This is a genomic window from Bradyrhizobium sp. USDA 4501, from assembly GCF_054062115.1.
Window position 1 is genome coordinate 4,866,816 of the sequence record NZ_JBSSEX010000001.1, and the last position, 25,347, is coordinate 4,892,162.

At 59.0% G+C, this 25,347-nt stretch carries 18 protein-coding genes and 6 pseudogenes; 18 read left to right on the forward strand and 6 right to left on the reverse strand.

The window, feature by feature from the left end; all coding sequences use genetic code 11:
- The first annotated feature begins 730 nt into the window (after positions 1-730).
- The 5 genes and pseudogenes from ACVWZM_RS22075 to ACVWZM_RS22095 form a co-directional block, all read left to right on the forward strand.
- Positions 731-943: a hypothetical protein gene (locus ACVWZM_RS22075; RefSeq protein WP_456854757.1), complete on the forward strand. Its 213-nt coding sequence runs from the start codon at positions 731-733 to the stop codon at positions 941-943.
- Complete coding sequence (locus tag ACVWZM_RS22080; protein ID WP_456854759.1) at positions 940-1,149, forward strand: hypothetical protein; 210 nt, start codon at positions 940-942, stop codon at positions 1,147-1,149. Before ACVWZM_RS22075 ends, ACVWZM_RS22080 begins: the two co-directional genes overlap by 4 nt.
- A gap of 11 nt (positions 1,150-1,160) precedes the next feature.
- Positions 1,161-1,535 (forward strand): hypothetical protein, encoded by a 375-nt coding sequence (locus tag ACVWZM_RS22085; protein ID WP_456854761.1) that lies wholly within the window; start codon positions 1,161-1,163, stop codon positions 1,533-1,535.
- A gap of 928 nt (positions 1,536-2,463) precedes the next feature.
- Positions 2,464-2,679: a hypothetical protein gene (locus ACVWZM_RS22090; RefSeq protein ID WP_456854762.1), complete on the forward strand. Its 216-nt coding sequence runs from the start codon at positions 2,464-2,466 to the stop codon at positions 2,677-2,679.
- Between the two features lie 423 nt (positions 2,680-3,102).
- Positions 3,103-3,319, forward strand: a pseudogene (locus tag ACVWZM_RS22095) (hypothetical protein); the annotation flags it as partial.
- Between the two features lie 364 nt (positions 3,320-3,683).
- On the opposite strand, the gene ACVWZM_RS22100 reads toward ACVWZM_RS22095, so the two are convergent.
- Positions 3,684-4,814 carry an IS630 family transposase gene (locus ACVWZM_RS22100; protein WP_076829362.1) on the reverse strand — a complete coding sequence of 377 codons (1,131 nt, stop codon included), beginning with the start codon at positions 4,812-4,814 and terminating at the stop codon, positions 3,684-3,686.
- Between the two features lie 143 nt (positions 4,815-4,957).
- Between ACVWZM_RS22100 and ACVWZM_RS22105 the strand changes: the two genes are divergently transcribed.
- A complete protein-coding gene (locus ACVWZM_RS22105) occupies positions 4,958-5,134 on the forward strand; it encodes a helix-turn-helix domain-containing protein (protein ID WP_456853127.1) in 177 nt (58 codons plus the stop codon).
- Positions 5,135-6,017: 883 nt separating this feature from the next.
- Here ACVWZM_RS22105 and ACVWZM_RS22110 read toward each other — a convergent pair.
- A pseudogene (locus tag ACVWZM_RS22110) lies at positions 6,018-6,602 on the reverse strand (IS5/IS1182 family transposase); the annotation flags it as partial.
- A 192-nt stretch (positions 6,603-6,794) separates the two neighbouring features.
- Between ACVWZM_RS22110 and ACVWZM_RS22115 the strand changes: the two are divergent.
- The gene (locus tag ACVWZM_RS22115) at positions 6,795-8,303 is read left to right on the forward strand and encodes an ISL3 family transposase (RefSeq protein WP_456856742.1); all 1,509 of its coding nucleotides are present in this window, start codon (positions 6,795-6,797) and stop codon (positions 8,301-8,303) included.
- Here the strand turns inward: ACVWZM_RS22115 and ACVWZM_RS22120 are convergent.
- The gene (locus tag ACVWZM_RS22120) at positions 8,271-9,158 is read right to left on the reverse strand and encodes an IS5 family transposase (protein WP_456854764.1); all 888 of its coding nucleotides are present in this window, start codon (positions 9,156-9,158) and stop codon (positions 8,271-8,273) included. The genes ACVWZM_RS22115 and ACVWZM_RS22120 overlap by 33 nt on opposite strands.
- Positions 9,159-9,310: 152 nt before the next feature.
- On the opposite strand from ACVWZM_RS22120, the gene ACVWZM_RS22125 reads away from it, so the two are divergent.
- Positions 9,311-9,682 (forward strand): MATE family efflux transporter, encoded by a 372-nt coding sequence (locus ACVWZM_RS22125; protein WP_456854765.1) that lies wholly within the window; start codon positions 9,311-9,313, stop codon positions 9,680-9,682.
- Positions 9,683-10,480: 798 nt separating this feature from the next.
- Here the strand turns inward: ACVWZM_RS22125 and ACVWZM_RS22130 are convergent.
- Complete coding sequence (locus ACVWZM_RS22130; RefSeq protein WP_456854766.1) at positions 10,481-12,202, reverse strand: outer membrane protein; 1,722 nt, start codon at positions 12,200-12,202, stop codon at positions 10,481-10,483.
- Between the two features lie 1,053 nt (positions 12,203-13,255).
- Here ACVWZM_RS22130 and ACVWZM_RS22135 point away from each other — a divergent pair.
- The 7 genes and pseudogenes from ACVWZM_RS22135 to ACVWZM_RS22165 all read left to right on the forward strand — a co-directional run bounded on the left by ACVWZM_RS22135 (position 13,256) and on the right by ACVWZM_RS22165 (position 20,451).
- Positions 13,256-13,405, forward strand: coding sequence for a hypothetical protein (locus ACVWZM_RS22135; protein WP_456854767.1), 150 nt, complete (start codon positions 13,256-13,258; stop codon positions 13,403-13,405).
- Positions 13,406-13,806: 401 nt separating this feature from the next.
- A pseudogene (locus ACVWZM_RS22140) lies at positions 13,807-13,950 on the forward strand (hypothetical protein); the annotation flags it as partial.
- A gap of 187 nt (positions 13,951-14,137) precedes the next feature.
- Positions 14,138-15,079, forward strand: a pseudogene (locus ACVWZM_RS22145) (IS481 family transposase); the annotation flags it as partial.
- Positions 15,080-16,244: 1,165 nt separating this feature from the next.
- On the forward strand, positions 16,245-17,231 hold the full coding sequence (locus ACVWZM_RS22150) for an AAA family ATPase (protein WP_456854769.1): 987 nt from the start codon (positions 16,245-16,247) through the stop codon (positions 17,229-17,231).
- 17 nt (positions 17,232-17,248) lie between these two features.
- Positions 17,249-18,097 carry a hypothetical protein gene (locus ACVWZM_RS22155; RefSeq protein WP_456854771.1) on the forward strand — a complete coding sequence of 283 codons (849 nt, stop codon included), beginning with the start codon at positions 17,249-17,251 and terminating at the stop codon, positions 18,095-18,097.
- A 25-nt stretch (positions 18,098-18,122) separates the two neighbouring features.
- A complete protein-coding gene (locus tag ACVWZM_RS22160; protein WP_456854773.1) occupies positions 18,123-19,073 on the forward strand; it encodes a S8 family peptidase in 951 nt (316 codons plus the stop codon).
- Between the two features lie 418 nt (positions 19,074-19,491).
- The gene (locus tag ACVWZM_RS22165; RefSeq protein WP_456854775.1) at positions 19,492-20,451 is read left to right on the forward strand and encodes a LysR family transcriptional regulator; all 960 of its coding nucleotides are present in this window, start codon (positions 19,492-19,494) and stop codon (positions 20,449-20,451) included.
- A 152-nt stretch (positions 20,452-20,603) separates the two neighbouring features.
- On the opposite strand, the pseudogene ACVWZM_RS22170 reads toward ACVWZM_RS22165, so the two are convergent.
- Positions 20,604-21,020, reverse strand: a pseudogene (locus tag ACVWZM_RS22170) (transposase).
- Between the two features lie 957 nt (positions 21,021-21,977).
- On the opposite strand from ACVWZM_RS22170, the gene ACVWZM_RS22175 reads away from it, so the two are divergent.
- Positions 21,978-22,364, forward strand: a complete 387-nt coding sequence (locus ACVWZM_RS22175) for a hypothetical protein (protein ID WP_456854777.1) — start codon at positions 21,978-21,980, stop codon at positions 22,362-22,364.
- 313 nt (positions 22,365-22,677) lie between these two features.
- Here the strand turns inward: ACVWZM_RS22175 and ACVWZM_RS22180 are convergent, their stop codons facing one another.
- The gene (locus ACVWZM_RS22180) at positions 22,678-23,958 is read right to left on the reverse strand and encodes an IS4 family transposase (RefSeq protein WP_456854778.1); all 1,281 of its coding nucleotides are present in this window, start codon (positions 23,956-23,958) and stop codon (positions 22,678-22,680) included.
- 265 nt (positions 23,959-24,223) lie between these two features.
- Between ACVWZM_RS22180 and tnpB the strand changes: the two genes are divergently transcribed.
- The gene (gene tnpB / locus ACVWZM_RS22185) at positions 24,224-24,427 is read left to right on the forward strand and encodes an IS66 family insertion sequence element accessory protein TnpB (protein ID WP_456854780.1); all 204 of its coding nucleotides are present in this window, start codon (positions 24,224-24,226) and stop codon (positions 24,425-24,427) included.
- A 183-nt stretch (positions 24,428-24,610) separates the two neighbouring features.
- Positions 24,611-25,347, forward strand: a pseudogene (locus ACVWZM_RS22190) (transposase); the annotation flags it as partial.

Consider the following 25,347-nt stretch of genomic DNA (forward strand, 5'->3'; position numbering starts at 1 on the left):
ACTGCGGCGCAAAGGCCGCAATGCTCAACTGTCCAATCGAAAAGGAGCAGTTGCAAAGGCTCGGCTTGGAGCCGGGTGAGCTGATGGCGATACATGATGACGAGATTGATCCGACCCCCTTACGTCCCCGGCGTCATTAGCAGCGCGTCTGGTTCCGTCCAAACCGCGTCGGGTTAACGACATGTATGTGCGGCCCACACCTTACAGCACATCGGTTCCCTTCGTTCTCTGACTGGCACGCGGGTTTCTGAGCCAGGTATGGCTTGGTCGCTTGTTGAATGACCCTCATGAGGGCCAAGCCTGTTCGCGCGGCGGGCGTGCGGGCGGCCGTCAGCACCGTCCGCACGTCTTGCGCATACTGCACGTCGCCGCTGTGCTCTGTCGTGTTCGTGCCGTTCTGGCATACGAGTTGCTGAGAGGCTTATCGGCTTGGCTGTTCTTCCCGCAACTCCAGACAGACCAAGCTTGGCGTAGCAAACTCAGCGCGGATGGTTCCTCCAGACGCCCGCGCGCTTTTTTCGGAGCCGCAAGCCACATGGTCTTCGGCAACAGGGGCGCTGTGGAAATCGTCCGTGACTCGTGAAGAGGGCTTGGAGATCGCGATAGCATCGCTCAAACAATGGTCCGAATGGAGGGCGAAAACGAGCGTCGTACTTGCGGCGATTACCGAGGCTCATGGCGACTAGGCCGCCACTATGGTCGAAGCTCTCTTCACAAGGAGCGTGCTGCAATGGACAGGCTCAAATTCATTCCGGCCTTCGAGGCGGCTATTCGCTCCGCCGATCCCGCCAAGCTCGCCGCACTCCGAGATACCATCCGCCAGCGTGGAGGCCCTGACGAATTCGCGCTGGCGACCACTGAGCTTGTACGGAAACATCCACTCACGCTTTTTAGGCTGATCAAGATCATCTCCGACGCCGCGCATGAGGAGCATCGCCCATGAGCATCAACCCCGCCCGAAACCACACCATTCTCATCGCCGACGCGGCGGTATCTCTCGTCACTGTGGCTTGCGCAGCATGGCGGCTATATGTGCGGGCAAACAGAACGACCGAAGACATCGACCAAGGCGAAATACGCGCGCGATGGCCGATGCCATCCGTCTTTGATGGCCTGATGCGCTCAGTCCAATTGCGCCGTATTGACTGAGGTCCGCCGCCATGTCGCCGCTCATCATGATCGTCGCCTGGACGCAACTAAGCGTTTTAGCTACGATCAACATCACTGCTCAGCCCTCAGACAATATGGACGAGTGCCGGAAGATGGGCGAGGCAACGATCAAGGCCGCCACTGTGAAGCCCGGCTTTTCGGCCGCCTATGTCTGCCACGACACGACCCTTCAGCGAGGATTATCGGGTGCATTAGGCGTGGTCGCCTACCAGCAAGAGGATGGCGGAATAACGATCCTAGAAGGGTACATGTCGACGCTGTCGGACTGCAAGGTTGCTGGAACGGTAGCGGCCGGCAGCAAAGTTGTTCCCGGCTCAACGGCCTGGGCGTGGGCTTGCTACGACCTCGCAAGCTTTCGACGGTAGGCGATCAACGTGTCAGTCTTCGCCGCTTATAGCGCGCATCATCCACGGATGAACGCCGAGCGCATCGTTGATGCGACGACAAGATCAATTGTCGGGTTCTCCGATTGCCTCTCGAGGCTGTCTATCTATGAGCGGTCAATCCGGGCGAGGCGAGCCAGTTTCTCTTGCCTGATAGAATCTGAGCCGCCGCACATTCAAGCCAGTAGCGCATGAGCTTTCCTGCGCCAGAGCATGCCATCCGGACACGTCATTAAACCACAGGCTATAGCCTCACCCGCCACAAAGCCTTCCCAGCGGCCCGAAGGGTCGCGATCAACACGAGCACGCTATCCAAGATGCGGAGTGGTGCGCGGAGCGTTGCGGGTTTTCATTTTGCACCCGTGACGAAGTCCGATCTTGCTTGCATGATCTCGCGCCGCAGTTTAAGCAGCTCGGACCGTTGGCAGGCCCTCCGGGTTTTCGGCTCGGTCCAGCCGTCGCGATCTCACCATCGGCATTGCACTGTCGATGAGGTCGCGGCTGCATCCGCGCTCGATACCCCAATCGAAAATCGACGACCGAAAACCGTGCACGGTGACATCTTCGCCGCCGTGAGCCCTAAGCGTGCTGAGCAATGCGGCGCCACGTCGCGATGATCGGCAATCAGTTTCCGGGCTTCGGAGACCACACAGCTGCCATCGGCGCGCGAATGATCGCGATCCCATTCCGCGTGTCATTCGAAGGTCGCGAGGATGCCGAGTTGACGGCGAAGCTCCTCACGGAGTTGCCCGGCATCCTCAACTTTGCTCTTGATGTTGGGACAGCCTGCGCGAGACGGGTAAGTTCATGGTTCGCATAAGCATCCGAGGACGCCAAACGACCGATTTTCAACTCGAACAACCGGGTTCGCGGCTTCGTCGCCGATCGGTGCGAGGTCGGGCCAGAGCTCATGACATCGAAGGATGATCTCTTCGACGCCTACACGCGTTACTGCATCTCGGCTCGCGCGTTCACACTCTCGCGCAATGTGTTCTTCACCAAGCTCAATACAGCGGTTATCACCTTGCAGGATACACAGGCGGGTAACGACAGTGACCGCGAGCGGATGATCGCCGCCATCGGACTGCGTGACTTCGACGACCATCACGAAGAGGTTTTGGTTTGATCAGAACCTCGTCGGGCTTGGCATCCCGCTCGAAGACGCGATCTTGCGTGACCCGATCACCGGCAGCGACGTCGAAGCCATCGACAACGAGTTCCCTGGCTGGAGCGCTTGATCCGCCTGTGCCGCGCGTTCCCGTGCCCACCCGGGCCCGGAGGGCCACGGGGGTCGGGGCACGCGCCGCGTAACGCTTCCTCAATTGCTGACATCGTGCCCGTTGCGAGCCCAAGGGCCTCGGGAACCGCCATGCCGCCAGAAGCTATCGAACCGATCTCGTTCAAAGAGGCGAACCGATACTCCGATCTCGCCGCGATCGGGCCCGAACGGTAATTGCCTCGCAGCGCACGGATTCGCTACCGGACAAGTTCTGTCGAATGTCTCGCGCGTGATGCCATCCCGCTCGGCCCACAGCTAGCGCTGTCGGTGCAAATCCTACGGGAATCGCACGGATTCAGATAGTACTATGTGCTGGATGGCGGTGAAGGCGTCGGTGCCGCTGTGATGATGTTCGAGGATCGCGAAAGCGGCGATGCAGCGAACAAAAAGGTCTTGGAGTTCGTTCAAGCGAGTCCGCATGACCTCAATCTTGGAGACCCCGAAATTGTCGCGGGGGACAATGGTGAATATTCAATCTGACCAGTAGCGTGCGCCTTTCCATGGAGCAACCCGTCATGGCGCCGAACGATAAGCTCCGTACTGAGAGCCCTAAACACTAGATTAATTCAGCCGCAGCTGGAATCCTCTGCCTGTGCGCAAATCCTTGGAAGTGAAGATGGAGAAAAGCTGCGCAAAGGGGCGAAGGTCAGCTCTGAATTGAATGACGAACCGCGGCAAACATGCGGTAGAAATTCTTCGTCTTGGATAAATCGCGGCTCCTGCTTCACGCAATGCTCGGCACGAGAGCACGGAGCAGGGTGTCAACCGAGTTTGTTGAAATGCGTGGCGCTAGATTGACGAGATGGTGAACTGTGGGTTTGAACCTCGGCATTCCCTGAGCTAGTAGCTCGTCACAGTGATTTTGACTCTTTGGGTATGCCTGGATAGGCGCGCCCCAGTTTGGTGCGAGCTTTGTCCGTTGTGAACATCCAGTTGATACGGGCGCGAGTTTTGTTTCGCTGCCGCTCCCATGCTGCGATCTCGTTTCTAAGGCGTTTTGGATCGTCGATCCGGCGGCCGAGACACTGCCCTTGGAGCACGCCGATCTCGATCTCGACCATATTGAGCCAACTGGCGTGTTTCGGGGTGTAGTGGAACTCGAGGCGGCGCAGGATGCGGCGGGCCTCGGCGGGGGCAAAGGCCTGGTAGAGGGCGCCGGGGGCATGGATCGACAGATTGTCCTGCACGACACGGATGCAGGCGGCCTTGGGGTAATGGACATCGACGAGTTCGCGCATGCAGTGAGCATAATCCACGGCGGTGCGCCGTTCGGTGACTTTGACGTTACGCCAGGCCCGATGCGGATCGAGGGCGACAAAGAGATTGACGGTGCCGTTGCGGCGGTACTCGTAATCGTAACGCTCGCGCTTTCCCGGCTCGGGTGGGATCGGCTGGCGCACTTCGCCGATGAGCTGGACGGGGGTTTCGTCGAAGCAGACCAGCGGCCGCTCGGGATCAGGCGCTTCAGCGTAGAGATCGAGCACATCTTCCATGCGGGCGACGTATTCGCCATCGACATGGGGAATGCACCACATGTCCCTGCGCCACGGCTTGAGGTCATTATCGGCCAGCCGGCGGCGCACGGTCTCGCCCGACAGGCTGTCATGATCGGTGAGCTTGACCATCACGTCGGCCAGCAGCGCCAGCGTCCAGCGCCTCCGGCCAGCGGGCGGCTTGGCGCATGCGGTCGCCACCAGCAGGGCTTCCTCCTTGCCGGTCAGCTTGCGCTCCGCACCGGGACGCGGCTCCTCACTCAAGGCCCGATCGAGATTGCCTTCCACCAAGCGGCGTTTGGTCCGATAGACGGTGGAGGCGCTTACTCTGACGGTCCGGACAATCTCCTCGTCGCGGCTGCCGATGTCGGCCGCCAGCAAAATCTGGGCCCGCTTGAGTTTGCGAGCGGCATGCTTGCCGCCGCTCAGCATCGCCGTCAGTTCCTCTCGCTCGGCTTGGCTCAATTCAACCCGGTACCGTACATTCATCGTTCGCCTCCCTGTCGGAGGCTCCGGACGAATCGATCCATGAGTCAAAAATCAGGCGCACGCTTTACCGAGAAGCAGGGCCATTATCTGGCTTTCATCTATACCTACTCGCACATGTTCGGACGGCCCCCGCCGAAGCCGACATGCAGCGTCACTTCGGTGTTAGCCCGCCCTCAGTCCATCAGATGATCGTCACGCTCGAACGTAACGGCCTCATTCGCCGTCGAGCCGATATCCCCAGAAGCATCGAAATCCTCGTGCCGCCAGAGAACTTGCCGATCCTAAGCTGGCTCGGTATCAAACCGTCAAAATCACTGTGACGAGCCACTAGGTGGGATTTTCGGTTCCGTCGGGATTTCTGGAATATACCCCAGCTGCCGCTATAGGGCGGCTACCGGCAGGCGGGCGTAATCCCAATCTCACAGTCGACTCACTCAGCTCGGCCCACGCGTTGCCCGACCGCGAGACCGCGGTCGGACAAATCTCAAACAGCCCATTCTTGAGCGATGGCGCTGCCGTGTATATTATGGCCCACGCCAAATCAAGCGGTGTGTTCGTCAGCGCTCGATGGGCGGAAGCGTCCTCTCGTTCCCGGTTTTCCTCGACGGCGGAAGCAGTCGCCCTTGTCGGCCGTTATAGGCAAGTAGGCGCAGAGCTCTCGATCGATACTGTTACTCAAGGGGCCTATTTGCGGTTATACTCACAGCCGCGCCGTGGTGGTGGTGGAAGGCGAAGCCGTCAGACTTCTATCTCACGGAGCCCACCGCCATTATCATCCTCGGACCACCACTCCCTTTACTCGTCATCGGCTTGGTCTGTTGGCTGGTGTTCATGCTTGCCGCCTCTGCGCTCCCGGTCTTCGTTGGCATGACGATCGCCATGTTGGGCTTCCATACCGGTGCCGGCTTGCTCGGAGGCGTCGCAATTGGTCTCGTGGCAGGCGGACTAACCTTCGGTGTCACCCAGCTTGCGCTCGCTCTCGCGCTATGGGCTTGGGAAGCTCGGTGTGCCCCGGCTAGAATTATTCGGCGCGGGCCTTGCAACCAGCCTCGTTAACTGTGGGGATGTTTTTTTCTAGTTTGGTGGTTCGTCAGAGTGCGGCGCACGTTTCGTGACTATCATTTGCTTACGCATGCTCTGTCCTTCGATTGGCCTCTAATGCGGCAGCTGATAATCGTGGGGGCCGATCTCAATAGTCGACCGTTAAGAAGCCGGATTGAGCTGAGCTGGGCAGTTGAGCGTGTGCCAGAGCGAGACCAACAATAGGCGCAAAAGTTCTCTGAACCAGGCGAGGATGCGACGGAAGTTGTGGCCGACGGCTGAGAGGACGACGTTGGCGGCATCGCCGGCGCGGCCCTTGAGGTAGCACCGGCCGAGGTGTCCTTCAGCCTTGAGGTGTCCGATGATGGGCTCGATGGCGGAGCGGCGGCGCAGCTCGCGCTTGATGGCGCCGAAGACACCGCGCTTCTGGCCGGAGATGAAGACGCGGCGGGGATTTTGCGCGTCGTGGCCGCGGTAGCCCTTGTCGACATAGGCCCGCTCGATCGCGCAGCCGGTGAGTGTCTCGGTGCGGTCCATAACGTCCCGCAACGTGTGACCGTCGTAAGGGTTGTCGGGCAGCGACCTGGCATGCAGCACGAACAGGCCGCCGGGGGCGCGGCGATTGTTGGTAACGATGGAGGCCTTCACGCCGAACTCGTAAGGTGCGGCGGCCTTGCCCTTGCCGATGCATTCCACCTCCGGGGCATGGAAGGAATAGAGCTTGAAGCCGCGCTGGCGCTGCTGCTGTATAGCGCGACAATCAGGGGTTCTTCCGCATATTTGGTGCAGGGTGTGGGATTCACGGACGGTGCGAATAAGGTCATAAGGCTGGAATCGCAGTCGACGCCGTGATTCGCCTTGCACCAAGCATTCCGCTCGCTGATTTCGCCCGAGCTCTTAATTGTCCAGATACTTCCCCAAACTGACAGGGTGGTGCTCGTGGCTCGACCAAAGGCAGCGGTCTCGCTCTGTCCCTGTTGCAGTAACCAAACTCATCGGGTCCACAGCCATTACACGCGACGGTTAGCCGATCTGCCATGGCAGGGTCAGGTGGTCGAAATCCGTCTTCAGGCGCGACGGTTTCGGTGCGCGAATCCCAGATGCCTGCGCCGAATATTTACCGAGCGGCTACCAACGACAGTACGACCGAGAGCGAGACGAACAATCCGTCTCGGCGAGAGCCAACTGGCGATCGGCTTTGCTGTGGGCGGAGAGCCCGGCTCGCGCCTATCGCACAAACTCGCTATGCCGGTTAGCGGCGATACCTTGCTCCGGATGGTTCACTCGGCGCCCTTACCGGATTTTGCTGCTCCGACTGTCGTCGGCATCGACGATTGGGCTTGGCGTCGTGGCCAGCGATATGGAACGATCATCTGCGATCTGGAGCGCAATTGCGTGCTCGACCTGCTTCCGGATCGTAACGCCGGCAGTGTTGCTCGCTGGCTGAAGAGGTGGCCGGGGATCAAGATTGTGGCCCGTGATCGTGCGGGTCTTTATGCTGACGGCGCCCGCTGTGGTGCGCCCAATGCAGTTCAGGTCGCGGACCGTTGGCACTTACTTAACAGTTTGGGGGATGCCTTGCGTCATGCGGTCGGTCGCCATCGTCACAACCTAGCCGCAGCGGTGCAAATCATGGCAGCCGGAAAGACTCCGATCACCGGCGTTTCCGCGTCAGCGCCGGGCCTTGCACAATTGCGAGCGGATAGACGAGCTGCACGACGCGAACGTTGGGATGAAATTTGTCGTCTCCGCGCGCAAGGTTGTGCGACATCCGGCATTGGCAAACTGCTCGGTGTCGACAGGCGCACTGTCCAGCGTTGGCTCGCCGCCGGCGGCGAGCCAGAGCATTCGCGTCCTCATAGACCCTCTCACCTTCTCGCGCCCTTCGAGGCATGGCTTGAAGCGCGCTGGGCCTCAGGCAGCCGGATCGGTCAGCAGCTTTGGCGGGAGCTTCAGCAGCAGGGTTATACCGGAAGTCGGGTGACGATAGCACGATGGGCTGCGAACAGGCGTAAACGTGAAGCCCCGGAAGGGGCAGCACAACCGTCCCCGACCTGGAAAGCTCCTACACGTCGTCGCTGTGCTTGGTATTTGAGCCAGAAGCTGGATCAGATCGATTCTGAAGCCAAGCTGTTTCTCGGGCACCTGTTTGTCCAAGCGCCGGAACTTGCCACGGCAGCCGAGCTGGCGAAGCGGTTTGTGTCACTTCTCGGCGGCGGCGACATCGCGGAGCTCGATGAGTGGATCGCACAAGCAGCCAAAAGCGAGCTCAAGAGCTTCGCTAACGGCATCGCGCGCGACGTCGACGCCGTCCGCGCAGCAATAACCACGTCTTGGACAACCAGTCCTGTCGAAGGCCAGATCAGCAGGATCAAAACCATCAAACGACAGATGTATGGCCGCGCAAGCTACCCGCTACTGCGTCGACGCGTGCTTCTGGCCGCCTGAAATCGATCTTCCGTTGCTCTCGATGCACCAAATATGCGGAAGAACCCTTGATTGTCGCTGAAGTCTCACCCTGATCGCCGCCGCGCACTGCTGCGATCGGATCTGCGTGGCCCGACCAAGCGGAAGGGCGAACGCCTCCTCCAGCGTCGCCTGGCCTTCGATCTTGCGACGAATGTCGCGGATGATCCGACCCAGCCGGCTGCGCAGGATACGCAGCTGCCGCTGCTGCCGGTTGAACTGTTTGGCGTGAGCGTAACGGCCCGCCATCATCGCCGCGCTTTTTGCCACGCGACAATAGGATTGCCGCAGCCTGACCCCGTGCTTCCTCGCCAGACGGTTCAGCCCCCGGATCGCTGCATGCAGCAGTTTGGCGTCGGTCGGGAAGCTGATGGCCTTCGGTTGCACTGTGGTGTCGATCGTGACCCGCTTGAGGTCCTGGCTGCGTAACGCACCGGCCTCGTGCGCCACCCGAAGGCTCTCGGCCAACAACCGCTCCAGCTTGTCGCCGAGCCGCTTGCGCCAATGGCTCAGGTCCGAGCGCTCGTGCGGGAAAACGTGCTGGAAAAACTCTTCGCCGGTGAAGAGCTGGAAGTACGGATCGTGGACCCAGCGTTCGCACACCCCCTCATCGGACAGCCCGTAAATGTGCTTGAGCAACAGCAGCCCGATCATGAAGCGGGTCTCGATCCCAGGCCTGCCGCTCTCGCTGTAGAGCGGCGCGATCTCGCCGTCGATCCAGTCCCAGTCGATCTTGCCGGCAAGCAGAACGAGCTCGTGCTTCATGTTGATGATCTGGTCCAGCCGTGCCCGGAACAGATCGTTCGATCCCGTCGTCTTGTGCTTCTTCGGCCGCATCGTCCCTCCGATGCACCACAGAAGCACGGTTCACAGCAGAGAGGAATCCACAAAACGAATTTGCAAGGTTTGCGGCCATCAAGCCTCAAATCCCTGCAATCTCAAACGCCATCAAATCCCAAAAACAGATTCCTCCTCAATCGCTTACAGGCTTGTTCACAGCCGACTCAATAGCCTCTCTGATCGGCTATGGTGCAACCTCGGCCGCGGCTCTCCTCGCGGACCTGGTCAGCACTACCGCACTTTCCGCTCATAAGATCGCGCTTCAGGTCGCCGTGATCTTGTTCATGATCTCTTTCGGGATCAGCATGGCAACGGCTGTGCGCGTTGGCCATGCGATAGGCCGCAACGACGGCTCCGCGGTCAAGCGAGCAGGCTTAGCCGCCCTCCCGCTAGATGTCGCGATCATTGCAGTGCTGACGCTTGCGGTGACCGTCGTGCGCTTCGAGATCGCCAAATTATTTATAGCTGGCTCGACTGGCAACAGCCAGGTGGCCCGTGACTTTGCGACCAAAGCCAACTGACGTGAGGTGACTGGTCGAAGGAGCAACTTGCACAAAGATACGACGCAGGATCTGCAAGGGGCCTCCCCCTTCGAACGCCCGCCAAATCGAGTCCCGAAGGGCGCCCCCTCTATTCAAGCGCATGTTTTCGTAGTCGACGATTGCTTGAACTCTGGCTATTTGAACTTTGATCTCAGCGACGGAGCTCGCGCTGCGAACTACGATGGAACCAAAGTCAACATTCGCGAATTGGGTGCCGTTTGGTGGCGCCGAGCAAATCAGAATCAGAAGGCAACTCCCGACCTGGATTCCGAGACGCATCAATTCATCTCGTCCGAGTGGAAGTTCGGACTTGGCTCCGTTTGGCAAAGTGAATTTAGCGGCAAATGGGTAAATTCGCCGGGGGCAGATCAAAGGGCCACTTCTAAGACGTTCCAGCTTCGCATTGCTAGGCAATGCGGGATGCAGCCGCTTTATCGAAGCACAGCAAGCGATGCTCGTTGTTCTTCACTGTTGCGCAATCCATCATTCGCATATTGGCCTGCGGTGCATCGGCTGCCAAGGCCGGCAAAGCTGAAGATAACATGATTGCGGAGCAATAAAGGTGCGAGAACCATCTCTGCTTTGGGGTTGCCTGCCTACGGTTCATCTGCACTCATTTTTCACCAATAAGAAGGCATGGACGCTGCGGAAACTGCGCCCTGGCCAGTTCGCCCTGAAGCAGCGATGCCGTCCAGTCAAAGCGCTGTAGGCTTTCACTGTTCATCGATTAGGTTGGCTATAAGACTTATGGGTCGGGAACCGCGCTTGCAGACCAATTCACTCAAACTTGTAGGACGCCTCTAAGAATGTGCCCCATCGCTCCATGCTGTACTTCGCGAGTGCAGGGATCTGGATGAGCGTGCCTCGGCCGCTGCAGCCGCTGCAGTTGAATATGACATCGCTGTCGTTCTTGGTCCACATTGCCCAGTACCGAGCGCCGACGCCAATACTGAAATTTCTGCTGAGGAAGTACGACAGCGTTCCTTCGATCTGTACGCCTCCGCCGCCTTGCCCGCGCTGTTCGTAGAAAGTTGTTTCAGGACGGAGGAGATGGTTATCGCGACCGTTGAAGTCGGTCCATGGCAGGTAAGCAACATCTGCGCTCACGCGCCAGTCCTCAAACAGCATAGTCTCGGCGCTAAGGCCGACGCGCAGCGCATCCCAATTGGCATCTTGACTGCCGATGATTTGCTGGACCGGAACCCCGCATGGCCCGTACGGAAAGGCTGTCTGCACGCATCCGATCGAATCCGACTTCTGGCCGAAGTAAGTCCCACCGATAAATGCGCCCAGCTTGTAGGTGCTACCGCGCATAAAATCGTAACCGACATCGGCGGTGTAGTACATGAACCTTCCGTTGGCCTGATCTGACAGAGTGTTGCTATAGGCCATGTTGCCGATACTCGAATCCTCGTCGTTCATCCTTCCGTTGTTGAAGCGTCCGATGCCGATGTTGCCCTTCAGGAATATCCCCCAAGGACTATCCAGGCGTGCGAAGAGCTCGCCGGAAATGCCATCCAAGCCCTGATAGGTGAGCCTTGAATTGGGAATGCCGCTATCTCCGGGTATCGGCGGCGGATTCGTGTAGTCCCACTGAAATGTTCCCCGGCTGAGCCAGACCCGCGAGCCCCCTTCGAACGACCAGTCGCCCGTATCGACAACAGGCTTCATTTTGGAATCCGCTCGTCCCGGATAGGCCGATGCGTCGAACCATGCCGGCCCGCTCGTGTCGCCGCCGAAATGGTAATTCAATCCGATCTTTCCGATGTGATAGTTGCTGGACAAGCTGGTTGTGTTAGCGGCAATGATGGCAGGGGGCGGGAACTGCACCGTCGGCGGGGTCGCCAGACGCGTCCCATCGAAGCCCATGTAGTCGTACTCGAATTTGACAGACCAAGCAGGTGTAAGGGCTTGCTCGAGGCCGACTCCGACGGTCCAACCGAAGCGACTATAATCGAACTGCGTTGTATGCTGAGGGAAGCCGGCAAAGCGCCCCTCGAATTCGTTGTTGTTGGCGATGTTGCCGCGGTTGTGTTGCCAGGCCATGCCTGCCTTGATGTAGCCCAGCGTTTGGCCTGTTAGGCCGAAGGCGTAACCCACACGAGCAGTCCCCGTGACAAAGGCGTTTGGACCTGCCTTGCACGTGGCGATAACAACGGCGCCCGAGAAGGCAAGGCAGCTGTTTGTGCCATCGGAGACAGCATGGCTCGCATCGAGTTCGGTGCCGAAAATCCACCTATCCGTTTGCCAGTTGTAGCCGACCTGGCCTCCGGCCAAGAATACGGGGGTGCTGACGACGTTACCATAGATCGATGGGCCGTAGGGATCACTGAAGGATGTCCGGCCATAACCTCCGCCGCCGTACACGCCAATGTACCCTCCGGTCCAGCTCCACAGCGCAGGCGGGAGCCTCGCCATCGGATCGAGATCCGCAGAATGAGCAACACCGCGTGCGGCAAGTGCAATTGCCGCGGCCCAAACAAGAACTCCAGATCGCATACCACCTCACGAACACGACGTGCGCACCATTCCAACGAACATCAAACAGCCGATGTCGTGATGTCGCTTCCATGCCGTTTATGGTCTGCAGAATCCATGCCAGTGATACGCGGTGGGACATTCCAGAATCGTTTACGCGGCAAAGCGTAAGACTGTATGTCTGCTCTGTCGGTGAGTTTGTTCACCTACACTGCGCGTCCAAGTGGGGCGCGGGGCGAAGTCGCGCCGGTCATCATCACAGGATGACGAGCAATGACAGATCTGTCAGGCTGACTACTTGTAGTGCTGGGGTTCCGGACAGATGTGTAATCAACCGGACACTGAACGATCTTTCCATCAGAGGCACGAGCAGCAGCGCAGATAGGTACTTCAGCCGAAGTGGAGCGAGAGTTCATGGCACCCCGCGATGCCGTCTTGCTTTAGGTCGCCACTAACGGATGAATTGTGTGTCAAGCTGGGCGATGCTGAGGTTGCGCCCATCGCTTTCCTCAGCAAAGCCCCGGGGGCCGGTGCCCTATGGCGTCCCGTAAGATCACGGAACGGCCTTCCATAGTCCCGGCGAGTTGCGCTAGGCTCTCACAGTCATGGCGAGAGAGCTTCAACGGACCGATAGGATAGAGCTGCCCGTTCTGCCGCGCCTGCGTCGCATACAGGCATCGCGCCGGGTGCGGCTCCAGCGGCTGCTATCTGATCCCAACATTGCTCAGAATGATCCGGGGCGGCATAGGTCCATCAAGGCTGCGCAGTATTGCATGTCCGTATCAATGCGCGCGGAGGCCGTTCTGCGCGGCCTGATCGGACCGCTAGGCATACCCGACCTATTTTCCCGGGCTGTAGGCAAGCCCCGGCGCGCTCTACGCTGCCAACCGCCGACCATGCGTTGCGACACACCTACATAATCGCTGCGACCGCGCTGGGCGCTCCGGACATTCTGTCCAGCATTCTGCTCGGGCATGCCGCGCCCGTATCAGCGCATCGGTGAGTTGGCCGTGCTGCGGTCGGCGGAGCTACGCGAGGCGCAAGAAAAGATCGGGCGGGAAAGGCGAGGGCCGCATGATGAGCCGCCGCAACGATCCACAGCACCACGCCTTGTGGGTTCGCACCACGGGTAAGTCACAGGGGCTCCGCATCTTCGATAGCGTGATCGTGCTGATCACAACGCTTTCCGCCGCTGCGAAGGCTTTGCGGCGGGTTTCCCAGTAGGCAACCTACGTCGGCGGACGAAGTCCCGGCGATGTCAGCCATTCGGTCATATATGCCGCTACTTATTCTGACGAGCCTTCCGCAAGGCCTCTTCACATTTGGCATCGGGCGGCAATTCTCTTGCCTCCGCGCGGAGACCCCTTCGCTTCCTGCTCTAATCGCTGTTCTAGTGGGACCGTTTGCACGAAACGGCGGCGACGCTTTGTCATCTGCGCGTCCCTCGTCTGATGCAGGCGGGAGCGCTTCTCAGTCTCTCAGTCACCGACGCCCACGAAGAAGTCTAGGCCGGCGATGAGTGCTGAGCCACCTTTGGCTCAGGCGCAGATGGTACTGGACGATTTCCTGCGCCATGTCCTAATGCTCACCAAGATCCAGATGCGGTCCGATACGTCGAACGGGTTTGGGTCTTTGGCAGCTTGATGAGAGGTGAGGAGGCAGTAGGAGACATCGATCTAGCGCTCGAAACGAGTCGGCGCCCAGAATATCTCGCGGATTATGCTTTGATGAAGCGGCATCTCAAGGAGCTTCTGTCGCGCCGCGACGACGTTCCGACCAGCCGCGGCCTGGTCTGGTCGGCAGAAGCATGGATAGCGGAACGCGCTCTTTATGGATCACGGCGGCATCCACTCCTCGCCGGGGTCCAATCCGATGTCGGCGATATCGTCGACCTAGGTGTCTGGTCCCGGAGTGTGGGGGAATCAGCCAAACTGGTCCTTCATTCCGGGAGGACCTATGGGCCAGATACTCCATGGCAGCGCCACGACCACGCGCGCGATCCGAGCGGCAATACAGCGATCGAAGGCTCCGCTCAAAGAGCTCGCCGCCCAGCACGGGCTCAACCAAAAGACGGTCGCCAAGTGGCGTAAGCGCACCTTTGTCCACGATGCGCCGATGGGGCCAAAGACCGTGCGCTCGACCGTGCTTTCTGCCGAGGAAGAGGCGATGGTCGTCGCCTTCCGCAAGCACACGCTCCTGCCTTTGGATGACTGTCTCTATGCGCTGCAGGCGACGATCCCGCATCTCACGCGCTCGTCCTTGCACCGCTGCCTGCAACGTCACGGGATCAGCCGCTTACCCGAGATCGCCGGCGACAAGCCCGCCAGGCACCCCTTCAAGCGCTACGCCATTGGCTACTTCCACATCGATATCGCTGAGGTCCGCACCGAGGAAGGCAAACTCTATCTCTTCGTGGCGGTGGACCGGACCGCCAAATACGCCTTCGCCCGGCTGGTGAAGAAGGCCACGGGTGCAGCAGCCAGGGCCTTCCTCGAAGAACTGGTGGCGGCCGTCCCTTTCCGGATCCACACTGTACTAACCGACAACGGTATCCAGTTCGCCGCCCTGCCTAAGAATCGTGATGGCGCCACTGCAAGCTGGCGCGGCCATCCCTTCGACCGGGTCTGCCTGGGACACGGCATCGAGCATCGCCTGACCAAGCCCAATCATCCTTGGACTAACGGTCAGGTCGAGAGAATGAACCGCACGCTCAAGGAGGCAATAGTCCGGCGATACCACTACGAGACCCACGAGCAATTGGAAGATCACCTCGCTGCCTTCCTTGATGCTTACAACTTCGCCAGACGCCTTAAGACCCTGCATGGTCTCACGCCCTATGAAGCTATCTGCAAAGCATGGGCCGACGAACCAAACCGCTTCAGGATCGATCCCATCCACTTGAATGAACACCTAGGGGTTCCCTGCCGCCTCATCTACGACCGAGCGAGAGGCGGACACGTTAACGATCCGATATTGTCTCGCCATCCTCAGTCCAATGGGCGCCAAAATAACTTGGCCCCACCTGCCGAGATGCCGGATTTTACTCCGAACGGTTTGCGCCCGATGGATGGTCGGTGGGTGGCGGGGTTCTCCAAATGGGGCGGTGTTTCTCCGTACGACATCTTTCGCGGTTGGACAGACGATGCACACAAGTTGTTCCCTCGCTACCCCGAGGGATTGCGCATTGTCGGGGACAATCGCGATTTTTCTAGCTATCCGTGGGTCCCAAACGTCTGACAATCGGAGGATTCGATGGTCGGGAAGCGGTCGCGCTGGTCAATGCTACGCACTTAAAGGGCACCAGCATTGTACTCCGACGCAAAGTTGAACAGGGCTCCGACAATTGGATCCTGCACGGTTGGTTCGAACATGCGGAATTTTATCGAAGCCGCAAGCGGGTTGACTATTCAACGCTTCCTGACCTCGCAGCCGCAGCAGCTTTGATCCTCGCGGTCGACGCTGAAAGGATGCTGCGCCGAGCTGCTCAGGAGGCAGCTGGGGCGGGAATCCAAATATCGTCAGACGTGATCTCGACGAAGATATGAACGCGCGCTTCATCGACGCCGTGCATAACGACTTGCAAGCGCGCAGGATCAGAATCGAACCGGCGGGATGGAGTAGCCCACTGGCCTCCGTTGTCCGCGCTTAGTGCCTGTTTTCCATTCACAGTCCCGGCCCTCGGCATGAGTTGCATCGTGTCGAGACATGATGCATCCGTGCCACGTCCGCGTTTCACCGCGCGAGTACATCTGATTGGCAGCTTCGTTCCACGAGGCGACCCAAGTGTGGCAAGGCCGCCGCTTTTGGGCGAAGAGACCGACGTCTGATTCGCGCATAAAACTTCAATTGGGCGCGACCGACTGTGTTCTGAGTGAGCGCTGAGGCGGCCGTAGCTGGCGGCAGGCAGCCAGAAATGCTAGAGCTTTCTGGCTGCGGGCGGGATTTGTGAGGAATCGCAAGGGAATAGACACGAATTTCAGGTACAATCGGTTGCCAAAACGTTAAAGTGGACAATGCTGGCAAATGCAACCAGGCCGGCATTAATCAATTAGACTGAAGACCCATGTCGACCGCTCGTCACATTGTCAGTTTGCTGAAGAGCCACATTGCCGGTGACGGGGAGCGTTTCCTCGCCACCGCAATGCAGCTTGCCGCGCATGAGGCCCGGCAGGGTCATGGCAAGCTGGCGCAGGAACTGAAAGAGCTGATTGACCAGGCCAAGATAGCCGGCGCTGCACTGACCAAAACGGCGCGGCCAGTTCCCTTGGTCCAGCCGAAAGGCGAATTGGCCGGGCTGCTGCACGCCGGTTATCCGGACCTGCGTCTGACCGACATGGTTCTACCGAACGAATTGCGGCTTCGGCTCGATCGTGTGCTGATTGAACAAAGGCAGCAGCAGAACCTACGTGAGCACGGTCTGAAGCCGCGCCGCAAATTACTGCTTGTGGGACCGCCTGGCTCGGGCAAGACGATGACGGCGGCCGCCTTGGCCGGCGAACTCCACCTCCCATTGTTCACCATCGTCCTGGATGGTCTGATCACGAAGTTCATGGGCGAGACGGCTGGAAAGCTACGGCTCGTCTTCGACGCCATGCAGGCAACACGCGGGGTCTACTTCTTCGACGAGTTCGACGCGATCGGCGCCCGGCGCGGCGAGCGCCAAGACGTCGGCGAAATTCGCCGTGTCTTGAACTCCTTCCTGCAATTCCTGGAGCAGGATGAAAGCCACGGCCTCGTCGTAGCTGCGACCAACCATCCCGAGCTGTTGGACAAGGCGCTCTTCCGTCGTTTCGACGATGTCATTGAATACGCGTTGCCTGACTCGGTCCTGACTCAGGCCTTGCTGCAGGCGCGCCTCGACCGTTTTGACACTCGCGGTGTCACCTGGAGCCAGGCCGTCGAGCAAGCGCACAATTTATCTCAGGCCGAAATTGTAAGAACAGTGGACGACGCGGCCAAAACGATACTCTTGCGGGGCGGGAAACGGATAACATCGGAGGCGCTCGTTCAAGCGCTGATGGAGCGCCGACGGGCCTCGCTGTCTGATTAGCGACAGCACAGGTCGTAATGGCAGACAATTTTCCTCGGGACCGACCCCATATCCGTCTTCGCGACAACGGTGTTCGAGAACCGTATCGGCGGCCCAAGCAGAAAATCGAACCGCCTGCAGTACCTGAACGCGATCGTGCGGGCCATGCAGCGGCATTGATCCAGTCTGTTGGACAGGCCATTCAGGCGGCTCGCGTGCAGATCGACGCTCGCGAACTCGACCTGGCGGTAGGGGGGCCAGGGTTTTATCTCGATATCGAATTGCCGGTTCGCGAGCGCATCGCTCTAGATCAGTTAGCCGATCGACGGCAGAAGATGGAAGTTGTCGCAGTTCATGAACCGGTAGGAGAAGGGAAGCCGCTGCGCGCTTCCGTTTTCGTTCCGCAACAAGCGGAGAACTACTATCTGCGGAAGGTCGAGGCCTATCGCGACTCTGACACCAAGAAAGGAAGGCCGCGAAACGAGCCGCTTGTGTCGCGGATTCAGACCGTGCGTCTGGCAACGGCACGATCACTGTACACCGACGAAGATGCGCTTTTCCCGCAGCAACCGAACGAACAGGTCTGGTGGGAGATTTGGCTGCGCAAAGGGCGCCGAGAGAATTTCGAGCGCATAGCCCAAGCGCTGGACATCACCCTGCGCGCACATGCTGTCAAGTTTCCCGAGCGAGAGGTCATGCTTGCGCTCGCTAGCGTGGCAACACTGGATCGGCTTGTTGCTCACAGTGATGTCGTGGCCGAGTTGCGACGCGCGAAGGATACGCCATCCTTCTTCATCGGCCTCGGGGGCGCCGAGCAGCGGGATTGGAGTGATGAACTGCTCGAACGCGTGGCGCCACCGGACAACGATGTCGCGGTTTGTTCTTGACAGCGGTGTGCGTCGAACTCATCCCTTGATCGAACCCGCTCTTGCCGCGGAAGACTGCCACACAATCAAGCCTACCTGGGGCTGCGATGACACCCCGGCGTGGCAAGGTCACGGGACGCGGATGGCCGGTGTCGGGCTCTATGGCGACCTTGTCCCTCTGCTCGTCGGAAGCGATCCGATTGCCTTGCCTTACCGACTGGAGAGCGTTCGTATTCTGCCGCCCGAGGACGAGGCGAACGATCCTGAACTCTATGGAGCGGTCACCGGAGAGGCGATTGCTCGCGCCGAGATCCAGGCGCCGACGCGGCGCCGGGCCATAGCTATGGCGGTTACCAGCGCAAACCCGGCGCGTGAGCGACCGACATCGTGGTCAGCGGCGGTCGACCAACTCTGCTTTGAGGAGGATCAGCGGCGTCTGATTATCCTGTCCGCGGGAAACATCGCCGAGGATCTGACGCCTGCTGATCACCTCACACGCAATGATCTCGAGGCTATCGACGATCCGGCACAGGCGTGGAATGCGCTGACGGTTGGTGCTTACACTGAGAAAGTGGATATCATCGATCCTAAGTTCGCCGGCTACGCGCCGATCGCTCCGGCAGGCGAGCTATCGCCGCGTAGCAGGACTTCTGTTGTTTGGGACCGGCAATGGCCTGTGAAACCCGATGTCGTGTTCGAAGGTGGCAACCTCGCGGCAGGAGGGACGAGTGCAAAGTGCTGCTCGATATGGGCGGACGGTTCGACGCGTACTGCCGCTGCAAGACTTGAAGACGCTGCCAGAGGATCAGCAGAATCGCCTTCGCTCTGCTGGCAGCTTAACAGGTCGAGCGGGAAGCTTCAGACAGGTTCCGGTACGATGCGACAGTCCCACGATATGGTCACCACATGCTGGAGAGGAACAGGCGACGCGCAGGAAGCCACGACAACGCGACCGCGGGCGAGCAGCCGAGCGGAACAGTTAGGCAACTCGGCATGAACTTTCCAGGCATCTTGAAACTCTGGTGCCAGCAGGATCGGTGCTCTCAACAGCTTGTAGAGCGACCGCCGACGATAACGTGCCCGACGCCCTCGCACCCCAAGAGGATGCTGAAGCCGAAGTGAGAAGCATCGGGGAGACCTGGTAGGCGAACTAGGCGTTCCGGTGGATCAATATGAATGTGACAATCCGCCTCTCGCTGACGCTTTTGCCTACATTGCTGTGAAGCTACCGAGATCTGATGAAGAGAGCTTTGGTGAATACGTGCGCTACCGATCGACGGACGTCACTCGCACATAGACAACGTCGACTCCCAGCGGGTCGGTAATCGGTTCATCGCTGGGAGGAGAAATTTAATCGAAAGTTTGAGGTCGCTCGGAGCCGAAGATAACCAAGGGCTGAATCGATGAGCCAGTCAATGAAGCACTCGGTCACAGCCACTCACCATAGTACTTCAACCACACCAGTCGAATTCCGAGAACTGCGCTGGGCAATCGCCGCGTCTCAGCACCGGAGCTTGCGTCAAACAGCAGAGACGCTTCGAATCAAGCAGCCTACCCTTAGTCGTCGCCTAAGAAACCTCGAATACAAGTTAGGTGTCACGCTTTTCGAGCGCACAAAAGGCGGCACCCGCCCGACCGTCGAGGGGTACGAATTCCTCGATGCCGCTCGGCGCATAGTGGATGATACCGAAAGGATCGCGGCTCGCCTCAAGAGCCACTCGCGCGGCGAGAGCGGTCGATTGACCATCGGCATCCACACATCCCTCTCAGCTGGAAATTTACGAGCCACGCTCCTTGAGCACCGGCACCGTTTTCCGGGTGTCGAAACGCATCTCGTAGATGGAGCGAGCGATCATCTAATTTCCGACCTCACCAACTCAGCCATTGACGTCGCCTTCGTAGCCACGCCCAATGCGGGGGAGAACGAGAGGTCATTGTTGCTCTGGAGCGAGCGTATAATCGCCGCGCTGCCAGCGAGCCATCGGCTGATAGGCCGTGATGTGGTTCACTGGGGCGAACTAATGGGCGAACCGATTCTGACGTCACAACGCGGCCCCGGACCGGAATTTCACAAGCTACTCATCAGCAAATTGAAATCTTACGATCCTTGCCCGTTGCTACGCCATGATCTGTCGCTCGACCGGCTTCTCACCCTGGTCAGCGTAGACTGGGGCATCTTGCTGGCATTGGAAAGCGCAACGGGCGCAGCCTATCCGGGTGTCATCTTCCGCGAGGTTCATGATGCCGACGGGCCGACGCGGCTGAACTTCCACGCACATTGGCGCCAGGCCAATTCGAATCCATCGCTGCGTTCCTTCCTCGATTTGCTTCGGGAGCGCTATCCCGACCTCTCGGCTAATCTGGAGACGAATTGAGGCGCATTTCGCCGTGTTTTCGCGAACGCATCTGCGCACTGGATCGGTCCAAATCAGCTGCTCGATCCTCCCGTGCGCTTCCGCATCGTCCTGGCCAAAGGCGGTTGCGATGGAGGCAGAGGCGACCGCTCTTGCCAGCGTGGGCCAGCGCCTTACGCATAAAGTGCACGCGCCAGCACCGAGAATCTCGCGCCGGCAATCGCTGTCGACGCCGACCGCGACGTTATCGCGACCGACGCGATTGCGCCCCTCTGGCGCACCTTTACGTAGGTGGTGTCGATCCACAGATAGGGCCAGTCGCTCTCGATCGGGCGAGCGAGGAATGCCTTCACCTTGTCGTCGATCTCCGCTCACAGCCGCGAGACCTGGCGCTTGGAGATCCTGCTAATCTAATCCCCATGACCTGGACAATTCGTCCACCGAGCGGGTTTGAGACGCCTTGCACATAGGCTTCCTGGACCACGGCGATGAGCGCCTTCTCGGCCATCCGGCGCGGCTCTAAAAAGCCGGGGAAATAGGAACCCCTTGCGCAGCTTGGGGAGACGAAGCTCGACCGCGCCGGCGAGGATCTCCCAGGTCCGGTCGCGGTAGCCGTTGCGCGCAGCTTTACGCTACCGAGCAACACCATCACTGGGGGACAAGACCCGAGCCCGAGACTGAAGTGGACCGGATTGATCTGCCATCGAGGATCAACGACCACCTCACACCGTCCTTTGCGGCTGCTCCTCAATAAGCGGCAGTCGAGTCTCCCCTGGCGCTGCTGCCTCTCTCGGCCAGCTTTCACGGCCCGCGTTATAGGCGACTGCAGCGGCTCATCACGCATCACTTTCATATCTCTGAGCGAGTGCATCAGCCTTGGCACCGCATTTGACAGCGCCGTTTGGACTGCAAGGCGATCCTCTCTCTGAGATCGCCCGGTAAGGTCTCACAGTCGAGGTCTATCGAAACTTCTAGTTCTATCCATCTGCTTTTACCCAGGGAGGTGCCGCTTAGCCCCTATACGCCTTTGCGACATGCCATTTCGGATGTTTTCCCCATCTGGAAACCCTACTCTCCGCGACATAGCCCCGGAACCTCAAAGCATGACCAATGACCGCATGAGCGCTATCCTTGCGCATCAATTTTCGCAAAATCCACCACACAGTCTCGGCCATCCAAATCGAGCTCCCCTTGAACTCGCCCCATGCAACCGATCTCGCATCAACCTGCTGCTCCTGCCTCTCGAACCAATCGCTGATTGAGCGCGGTACGCCATTGTGGCGGCCTGCCGTTCGCGACCGACACAACTCGGCGATCAGCGATCTGCTTCCCCTCGGCTCGCGTTACTATCGCCGCAGAATTGCCATCGGGACAATTACCGGAATCTGGCAGACTGAATAATTCGCGGCCAGCACTGCTCACGTTGTATTTCGTCGTCAAGTCAGGTCCTTGCGATCGAAGCTACAAAAAGTGGCGGGTGTCGGATATTGAAGGTCGTGCTATCTTCTGCGGGTTAATCACAACTTTACAGTTCAGAGAGGAAAGCAATGGCATCGACCGTAGCTGAAGACGAGAAACGCCGCACACAACAAGGGCCGCAAGTGGCCCAAGCATCGGCTGCTGGGCCAAGTGGCGCCGCCGAACATACTAAGGAGTCGACGACAGCCACGCGCGCTTCATTCGTGTTTCCAGAATGGCAGAAGTCGATCGAAGCAACGACAAACTTCTTCGCGGCGGCTTTGAAGGACAGTTTGAGGTTGACTGCTTCCTCTTTGCACGATCACGCCAATTTTCTAAGAGTCGTTGCCGAGGTAAAAACGGCCTCCGAGTTGCTAAAAAGCTATCTGGACTTGGCAGAGCGATCTTGGTCCAGATCGTTCAGTGAAGGCTCGAAGTTATTGGATAATCTCAAGATACAACAACATCAGCGGTGAGCAGTTGAATCAATGGATGTGATATGAGTGACGACGAGATTGGGGCGGTCGCCTGTACTTTCCCAAGATTGCCTGATCGGCCAGTTCTGATGGCAACGCGCCTTCAGAAAAAAACGGCATTTTCGAGCGTCGGTGGTCAGCTCGTTGTCGCCGGTTGCTGAAGACGGATACGGTTGTTAAAGGCAGCAAAGCCCGGCTAAGCATTGGTGCGCGCGCAGAGTCCGCTCCGCGGCTGCAGGCGCATCTCGAAAGAACTCGGAAGCCGCGAGAAGGTCGCTGGCGGGTGGTTTTTTTTAAGCGGCAAGCTGAGCTTTCAATTACCCATAATTTTTGCCTCGATCGCAGCTCCCAATTCGATGTCGGTCAGCCGCGATAGTCCGCGCCAGATCACGGTATTTCCTGGAGGCGGATCGTTGGCTCGGGCTAAATATCCTCCGAGCCGCGCGATCTTGACGACATAGTGCGAGAGCGTGCTTCGTCGAGAGCAATCGCCACCCCTGTCTTTCACAAAATGATCAAGAAGCCTGATTTCGGGATCTGTCAGCGCCGTTTGCGGTACGACATTCGGCGAGGAGCGATTGAGCATCGTCATCCAGAAGACGCGCCAACTCACAATGCAGAAGACCGCGACCAGATTGACCAGACGCTCAGCAGTTCGCAATTTTGAGTCCTCTGCTTTGCAGCCCGATTTGAGGATCTTATGGAAGACTTCGATCTTCCACCTCAAGGCATACCAGTCGATCTTATTGATGGCGTCCTTGCGCGATCGGACCGGGAGATCGGTGAGGAGCTTCCACTCGATTTTCTTTCGCCGCTTCGGCCTTCCCCGCTCCTGAGCGTGGATCACGGTCAGAGTGAGTGCGGGATATTTCGTCTGTTTGCCGATCGGCGGCAGGACGCGTATCTTGCGGTACCTGATCTCAAGAACGGCGTCGTCGGGATCGCCTTTGTCGTCCTTGACCTTGATCCGATGTAGACCCTTGATCGTCACCTCGTCCATTTCGTCGGCAATTGTATGATTGCCGTCCCCGGCAAGCCGATCAACACAGGTTCGCACCAGGAAATGCGTTCCGACCTCCTCGGCCAGGCAAAACAGCTCATAGATGTCGCTCTCGCGATCACCAATATGAACGCATCGTCCAGGAGCAGCGAGAAGGTCGGTCGATTGCCGTAAATTCCCGAGCCAGCGGATGCTCTCCTTCTGCTCGATCGGCACCCGTGTCGGATTGATCTTTCGCTTCAGCGCCGTCGTCCCCTTGAACTTCTTGCGGGTCCAGAACTTGATTGCCGACAGTCCGAGCGGAAGCCCCTCGGTCGTCACGGCGAGACTAGAATGCATCAGGATGCCGCACTGTGTGCGTCCTGCCGTCTTGCCCGTAAAGCCGATCAGATCCGGCTTCTCGCGCTTGAAGCTGAATTCCGTCGTGTCATGGAGGACGAGGATCGGTCCCTCCGTCGCCGCTACGCGCCCGCGCGTCGCCTCGAAATGACCGCAAAGAATATCCGCCTCATTGACCCGCTCATTGGAGAAGAAGCGATAGGCGGCCTTCGTGTTGGCCCAGTCCTGACAAACCAACGGGATGCTTTGACCCATGTCGCTCCCGACTTGTGCGAGCAACTTGCAGAACCGGCGACCAAGCCGCTCATCATCCCGCAGCTTCGATCAACCCACGTCTCGATACCGGTCGTCAATCGCTGAGCACGCGTCTCCGCGCGTTCCTTCACCAACCCCATCGAGCACCCCACTTCCGAATCAGGTGCTCAACAATGAATCACAACAGATTCTGCCGATTCAAGATTTCGCCCGCCGCGCCTCGCTCAAATCCGACGTCAAATGTGGGTAATTGAAAGCTAGAGCCATGGCGCTTACGGTCTATCTGCACCGTGAACCGATCGACTTTCGGGCTGGCATCAACAGCCTTGCGGTCCTGGTCCAGGAGACGATGGCGCTCGATCCATTCACTCCGGCGGTTTTTGCGTTCTGCAATCGCCGTTGCGACCGGATGAAGTTGCCGTTCTTCGACCGGTCCGGCTTTGTGTCTGAAGCGGCTGACCGAGGATAAGTTCCGATGGCCGCGCCGCCAGGCGGCGATCGTCCGGCTTACGACCGAGCAATTGCACTGGATCCTTTGACGGCATCAATATCGATGCGATGGTCCGCCATCCGGTGCGGCAATATCAGGTTGCCGGCTGAGCTCTCGAGTTGAGCGATTGACGCGTCGGCACGGTTCAGATTCAAGATTCCGATGAATCGAACCGGCGATCCGAGTATTGAAGTGCTGTTGGCGCGCATTGCTGCGCTGCAGGCGGAGAACCATCAACTCGCCGACCGCGTCGTCAAACTCGAGGAAGAACTGGCGCTGGCACGCCTCCATCGTTTTGCGCCACGCAACGAAAAGCATGTCGATCGTCTCTTCGATGAAGCCGAGCAGGCCGCCGATGAGGATGACGCCGGCAGTGAAACGAACAATATCGCCGAACTTCCGGACACGGGCTTGCCACCCGTCGAAAACACAACCGGAAAGAAGCGCGACCGCAGGCCGCTGCCGGCGAACCTACCGCGTGAGCGCGTCGAGTATGACCTGCCCGACGATCAGAAGGCGTGTCCTTGCTGCCGTGGCCAGATGCATCGTATGGGCGAGGCTGTCACCGAGCAACTTCATGTCGAAGTGAGGGCGACGGTTTTACAGAACGTACGCTTCAAATATGCGTGCTGCCATTGCGATCGCACCGGGATCAATACCCCTGTCGTGACCGTGCCGATGCTGCCGCTGCCGGGCAGCGTTGACACGGCCTAAACGTTCGCGGTGGTTCATAAATATGTCGATGGCACGCCGCTCTACCGCTTGGCGCAGGCCTTCTAACGCGCTGGCGTTCCGGTCAGCCGCGGCGCTTTGGGTCGCTGGGTGATCGGCTCGAGCGAGAAACATCTCACCGCATCTATGACGCCCTGAGGCTGAGGCTCAGATCGCAGCCTCTCATC